Below are 6,000 nucleotides of genomic sequence, written 5' to 3' on the forward strand. Positions count from 1 at the left end.
TGTGAAATAAATAATTTTAATATATTCATTTGCTAAAGTGTTGTTTCTTGCTTTTGAAGTGGAACACGGCCGGGCAGGTTACGCGCCTGGCGGGCGATCCCCTGCAGGCCGCCGCCTGGTTGCAGGCCTGCCACGATGTGGGGATTGCGGCCCGGGTGCAGATCAATGAGAGTGCAAGGCCGGAGGAGGGCACGCGGAACGTTACCGCGCCGGCGGACCAGACCGGCGCCTGGTACCGCCAGCTGGACGCCGCGCTGCAGGCGGAGGGGATAAACGGCCTGAATGAGGAGATCAGGCAGGCCGCGCTGGCTGACCTGCTGGCACGCACAGGGTTTATCGCCGGCCAGGTCCAGGAGCTGCAGTGGCACCGCATCCGCTGGCCACAAATGAGTCAGGAAGAAGCTGACCGGCGCGAACTGAACAGCCTGCTGGACGAACAGGAGCAGTGCCAGCTGTACTGCAACCGCGAATAGGTAACGGAGATTGTGTTTTCGCCGGTCCGTAAACCCGGCGAGAGCTGGACTGAACGTCTGCAGTGGCTCCTGATGACGGACGGATTCGGGTTCCGCAGTCCGCTGTCGCGTGAAGTGGCCGACCGGGCGCTGGCTATCCTGGCCGGTTATACGGGACGGGAGGTGGCGGAGCATCTGGCCACGGTGATGGTGTGGAACGACGCCGAAGCAGGAGAGTGGCCCTGAGCCCATTGTCTTCAGCAGGCCACGTTCATCCTGACGTGACCGGCACGCGCTGCAAAAACTGACTGACGATCTCCGGCACGGAGCATGAAAACCGGGACTGTATCCAACCACGACAAGGAACAAGAGCTGAACCATGAAAGTCAATGAAACCCGACTGAACACTCTGATCGATAATCGGATGCCCCACCAGTTTACGCTGATGGTTAGACAGGGAGTGCCAGAAAAGGGGGATTAATGTCGGATCTGCGCTAGGTCATCTTCCGTCAGATCGGTCATTTTCATGACGGTATTACGGTCAATGCCATTCTGCAGCATGGTACGGGCAATTTTCAGAGTGGCCTGACGCTCACATTCTGAACGGCCTATTAGCGTGTGCTCCGGTGATTTGCACATGCGCAAATTTTTCAGCCCAAAGGAGGCTAATCATCACGGGGATTACGTTCAAATCCCCTGCGCCCTCTTGCTGCCCATTCAGCATTGAGTACCACGTAACGCTCCCAGCGTTCACGCAGCTGTGCGAGCTTTAGCGGTACTTCTTTAGTGACAAAGGCTTCCGGTATTTCAAAGTCATCAAGATGCCCTTTCAGGTATGCATGTACGCCTTCCAACACATCAATCAGAGTGATGTTGTTACTTTGTTGACCTTCAAGAAGCGGCCCCTGCCAGCTATGCCAGAAGGCCTGATGGCGCAGACTGCTTTCGTCATTCGCGAGCCACCATAAATCGACAAAGATTCCTCGTGCAACTTTGAACGGCTGTTCATCAAACTGTTCGATGAGAAAGAAATAACACGGGATCTTGAGCGCGTTGATACGCGCAATTTCAATTTCAGCATCACGGCGCAAGGCAATCAGATTGCTAAAGCGCGAGCGCATACAGGCGACAGGGTTCAACACCCTTACCTTTTTATTCATTTCAGGCATGCCGGGGCCGGTTGCTTCTACATAAAACGGGGCGGTATACAGGTAAAGCTTTTCCCCCAGAAAATCAGAACGGTCAAAGCCTCCGGGTCGGTCGATAATATCCACCACATTTGGCTCGTCAGGCGCATCCGGTACGGCAAATAAGCGTCCATCATCCCGTTTGATATCGTGTGTATCCCGATCTATAAGCATAAACTGCGCAAGGGATGGGGGCTGACCGTCTTTGTTCTCCCACGTCTTAACGTTGAGCGTTTTTGCTATAGCCGCAATATCATCTTTCCGGGCGCTGTAGTCGCAGTCAACAGATGTGGTGAGACGCTCATCAGGCAATCTGTCGCCGTATTGTGCATGATAATAGGATATCCAGTATTGCACAGCCTGACCGCCAACTGTGATAACAGCATGTTTGAACTGGTCAGCGTTGCAGATCAGCTGCTGATTTAGCAGGTACATCTGCTCATAGGGGGGAATAACGTCTTGAACAGGCATAAAAAAACCATGAGCGAATTATGATTTATTGTGCCTCAAAGTTCAGGATCAGGCAAAAGCGATAGTATGAGAAAATTTGCTACTAGCTGACTTACTGAAGCGGCTTTTCACGGCAGGTTTGTAACCGGCACGACCACGCAAAACCTGCAATGCTACGGCTTCGTAGCGTTCATGCTGCTTTTGTTTAGCTTGTACGGGAGACATAATTTTGTACCTGACGGTGGTTATAAACAAATAAGTTGCAGTAACTATACGTCACGAATCTACGTCACGCAATAGCGTACTATTGTTGCAACTTCGATGTACTTCCAGATTAAAAAGCAAGTCCTGATCTCTTAGCAAATGTGGTGAACGGAATTGCCATTCCTTCAGCGGACTGTGCCGGGGTGGATGTTAATCTGGTAACTCCGGGCTGACTGCATCGCCACGCAGGCGCATGATGGTTTGTCGTGAGGTCCCAAACTCGCGGGCAATGGCGCTGATGCTGGCACCTGCTTTCAGGCGTTCAAGCGCTGCCTGCCGCAGTTTCTGGTTCAGCGCAGGTGGCCGACCAAATCGTTTCCCAGCAGCCCTAGTCCTTGCTAGGCCAGAATGCGTGCGTTCAATCAGCAGGTCCTTTTCAAACTCAGCCACCGCCGAAATGACCTGCATGGTCATCTTGCCGGCCGCGATGGTGAGATCCACGCCACCCAGCGCGAGGCAGTGAACGCGAATATCGGATGCTGCCAGCTGCTCCACGGTCTTTCGCACGTCCATTGCGTCACGTCCCAGGCGATCAACGTTGAAGGATCAGATCACGCATCCTCCCGACAACACAGACCGTTCCGTGGCAAAGCAAAAGTTCAAAATCACCAACTGGCCCATCTACAACAAAGCCCTCATCAACCGTGGCTCCCTCACTTTCTGGCTGTACATGTCCGTACATGGTGGACGGGCACATAACTCATTCTATCTGGTGTTTAGATGATGGACGAGAAAACCCTCTTTGCCCATATCCTCAACCTGTCCGCACCGTGGCAGGTACAATCCCTTTTTCTTAATGAACAATCTGGTTCAGTGACGGTCATTGTCGGCATTGCGGAACACACACACCTGACCTGTCCAACCTGCGGTAAGTCTTGCTCCATACATGATCACCGACATCGTAAATGGCGTCACCTTGATACCTGCCAGTTCGCCACCCTGGTGGAAGCCGATGTCCCCCGAATCATGTGCCCGGACCATGGTTGTCAGACCCTGCCTGTTCCGTGGGCGGAACCGGGAAGCCGCTAATCGTGGTGTATTAATTAACGGGGGTAGATCGCAAGTTATTGACATATAAAATAAAATGTATTATCGGCACTTTGAGGTGTATAGCATTTGCTATACATTGGTGTTGTGTTATTCTTGTATATCAATTGCTATACAAGAGAGGTATGTATGAAATCAGATGTTCAACTCAACCTTAGAGCTAAAGAGTCTCAGAGGGCACTCATCGATGCCGCTGCAGAAATCCTTCATAAATCGCGAACCGACTTCATTCTGGAGATGGCCTGCAAGGCTGCGGAGAACGTGATCCTTGATCGCCGTGTTTTCAATTTTAACGACGAACAATATGCAGAGTTCATCGATATGCTCGATGCACCAGTCGAGGATGAGCCCGCCATTAATAAACTACTGGCAAGGAAACCTCAGTGGGATGTGTAACTGCACCCGAGCCGTTATCCAGCGCCCATCAACTGGTAGAGTTCGTCAGTGGAGAAATGGTACTCGATGAATGGCTAAAACAGAGAGGTTTAAAAAATCAGGCTCTTGGAGCTGCCCGAACGTTCGTTGTTTGCAAGACGGGTACGAAGCAAGTAGCTGGTTTTTACTCTCTGGCCACCGGTAGCGTTAACCATACGGAAGCGACAGGTAGTCTTCGGCGTAATATGCCAGATCCTATACCGGTGATTATACTCGCTCGCTTGGCGGTAGATGTCTCATTGCACGGAAAAGGGGTTGGCGCCGATTTACTCCACGATGCAGTTCTACGGTGTTATCGCGTAGCTGAGAACATTGGCGTTCGTGCGATAATGGTTCACGCGCTTACTGAACAAGCCAAAGGTTTCTATGCTCACCATGGATTTAAGGTATCACAAACTCATGAGCGGACTCTGTTTCTAAAGCTTCCATGACTGGTTGCTGGAGTGGGAAAGTAGTTGGTTACTGTCTCAATATATTGATTTTTATGTTATTTATTTTTATATTTAACATAATCTTTGTTATGCGCACTTTGATTGTAAGGGCTCAATGATAATGTCTATTTGTGGCTCATTAGGAATGTCCAGTCTATAGTTCTTAGACCTGTATGCCTAGTCAACAACTCGCTTTTCCTGATGAGGAGTTTTCTGTGGCTATACATGACACCGGGATGTTCACCGTGAAAGAAATCAACCGCCTCAAAATCCTTCAGGATGTCATCGACCGCAACCTGCGTCCTGGTCAGGCAGCCGAAATGCTCGGTATCACGCCGCGCCATTGCAGCCGTCTGCTGAAACGTTATCGTCAGTCCGGGCCACTGGGCATGAATAACCAGAGTCGTGGTCGCACCGGAAATCGCCTGCTTCCCGCATCATTGACTGATCAGGCCCTGAATATCATCCGTGAACGCTATGCCGATTTTGGCCCCACACTGGCGCGGGAAAAGCTCGCTGAAAATCACGGTATTGTTCTTGGTAAGGAAACGCTCAGACGGCTTATGATAAAAACCGGGCTCTGGGTTCCCCGCAAGCAACGTGCGCCAAAAATTCAGCAGCCACGCTATCGCCGGGCTTGCTGCGGCGAACTGATCCAGATTGATGGTTGCGACCATCACTGGTTCGAGAACCGTGCGCCTGCCTGTACTGCCCTGGTCTACGTTGATGATGCGACGAGCCGCCTGATGCAACTCCGTTTCGTGAAATCGGAATCGACTTTCACCTATTTTGAAGCCACGCGGGGCTATCTGGAGAAGCATGGCAAACCCCTGGCGCTGTACAGCGATAAAGCCAGCGTCTTCAGAATCAACAATAAAAACGCTACCGGTGGCGATGGTTATACCCAGTTTGGCCGTGCGATGCACGAACTGAACATCCAGACTATCTGCGCCAATACCAGCTCAGCCAAAGGCCGTGTGGAACGGGCCCATCTGACGCTTCAGGATCGCCTGGTAAAGGAGCTCCGGCTCAGGGGCATTTCCTCAGTGGATGCAGCCAATGATTTTGCTGATGAGTTTATGACCGATTACAACCGGCGCTTTGGCAAAGCACCCCGGCATAACTTTGATGTTCACCGGCCACTTGAAACTGATGATGATCTGACCGCATTTTTCACATGGCGGGAACCGCGCCGTGTTTCAAAATCCCTGACGGTGCAGTATGACAAAGTGCTCTATCTGATTGAAGACAATGAGTTAAGCCGAAGGGCTATTGGCAAGTACATTGAGGTCTGGCATTACCCGGATGGCCGGAAAGAGCTCCGGCTAAACGGGGTTGTCCTTCCCTACTCCACCTATGATCGCCTTCAGGAAATCGACCAGTGGGCTATCGTGGACAACAAGCGCCTCGGGCGTACACTTGAATTTATCAAACTGATACAGGACAAACGCGACAATAACCGTTCACAGGCTCTCCCTGCCGGAGATGGCCCCTCGCGCCGAAGCAGGAAACCCACAGAGAAGAAATCCCAGCGATCTCTGGACGAAGACGATATGCTCAATGCGCTGAAAACATTACAATCACGTTCTGACGAGATTTTCGGTACAAGGAAATGACATGGAGATGATGGCAGACATAATCCCATCTTCATAGAGCTGCAATGCAAGAGAGTTTAAGGTCCGCTTTGAGCGAACAGCGGACATCGTGACTCGAACAGGATTCATGCTAAGATGA

General features: G+C 51.4%; 6 protein-coding genes and 5 pseudogenes. 7 read left to right on the forward strand and 4 right to left on the reverse strand.

Annotated elements, in window-relative coordinates:
• Nucleotides 1–59: 59 nt before the first annotated feature.
• Nucleotides 60–413, forward strand: a pseudogene (locus AS136_RS29115) (hypothetical protein); the annotation flags it as partial.
• A 72-nt stretch (nt 414–485) separates the two neighbouring features.
• Complete coding sequence (locus AS136_RS29120) at nt 486–698, forward strand: hypothetical protein (RefSeq protein ID WP_055323531.1); 213 nt, start codon at nt 486–488, stop codon at nt 696–698.
• 231 nt (nt 699–929) lie between these two features.
• On the opposite strand, the pseudogene AS136_RS29125 reads toward AS136_RS29120, so the two are convergent.
• The 4 genes and pseudogenes from AS136_RS29125 to AS136_RS22400 all read right to left on the reverse strand — a co-directional run.
• Nucleotides 930–1,061, reverse strand: a pseudogene (locus AS136_RS29125) (ISNCY family transposase); the annotation flags it as partial.
• Between the two features lie 56 nt (nt 1,062–1,117).
• A complete protein-coding gene (locus AS136_RS22395; RefSeq protein WP_181401319.1) occupies nt 1,118–2,110 on the reverse strand; it encodes a hypothetical protein in 993 nt (330 codons plus the stop codon).
• 48 nt (nt 2,111–2,158) lie between these two features.
• Nucleotides 2,159–2,314 carry a hypothetical protein gene (locus AS136_RS28870; RefSeq protein ID WP_162994842.1) on the reverse strand — a complete coding sequence of 52 codons (156 nt, stop codon included), beginning with the start codon at nt 2,312–2,314 and terminating at the stop codon, nt 2,159–2,161.
• Nucleotides 2,315–2,503: 189 nt separating this feature from the next.
• A pseudogene (locus tag AS136_RS22400) lies at nt 2,504–2,890 on the reverse strand (recombinase family protein); the annotation flags it as partial.
• 1 nt (nt 2,891) lies between these two features.
• Here AS136_RS22400 and AS136_RS27400 point away from each other — a divergent pair.
• From AS136_RS27400 to AS136_RS22415, 5 genes and pseudogenes are all read left to right on the forward strand, one after another.
• Nucleotides 2,892–3,020 (forward strand): annotated as a pseudogene (locus tag AS136_RS27400) (IS5/IS1182 family transposase); the annotation flags it as partial.
• 56 nt (nt 3,021–3,076) lie between these two features.
• A pseudogene (locus AS136_RS27405) lies at nt 3,077–3,379 on the forward strand (transposase family protein); the annotation flags it as partial.
• Nucleotides 3,380–3,529: 150 nt separating this feature from the next.
• Complete coding sequence (locus tag AS136_RS22405) at nt 3,530–3,796, forward strand: type II toxin-antitoxin system TacA family antitoxin (RefSeq protein ID WP_003026799.1); 267 nt, start codon at nt 3,530–3,532, stop codon at nt 3,794–3,796.
• On the forward strand, nt 3,784–4,266 hold the full coding sequence (locus AS136_RS22410) for a GNAT family N-acetyltransferase (RefSeq protein WP_055323530.1): 483 nt from the start codon (nt 3,784–3,786) through the stop codon (nt 4,264–4,266). The genes AS136_RS22405 and AS136_RS22410 overlap by 13 nt, the downstream gene beginning before the upstream one ends.
• A gap of 236 nt (nt 4,267–4,502) precedes the next feature.
• Entirely contained in the window at nt 4,503–5,882 is a 1,380-nt protein-coding gene (locus tag AS136_RS22415) for an ISNCY family transposase (RefSeq protein WP_223170086.1), read from the forward strand.
• The last annotated feature ends 118 nt before the right edge of the window (nt 5,883–6,000 follow it).

Origin of the sequence: Klebsiella sp. D5A (assembly GCF_001620885.1) — a bacterium.
Lineage (GTDB): Bacteria > Pseudomonadota > Gammaproteobacteria > Enterobacterales > Enterobacteriaceae > Klebsiella > Klebsiella variicola.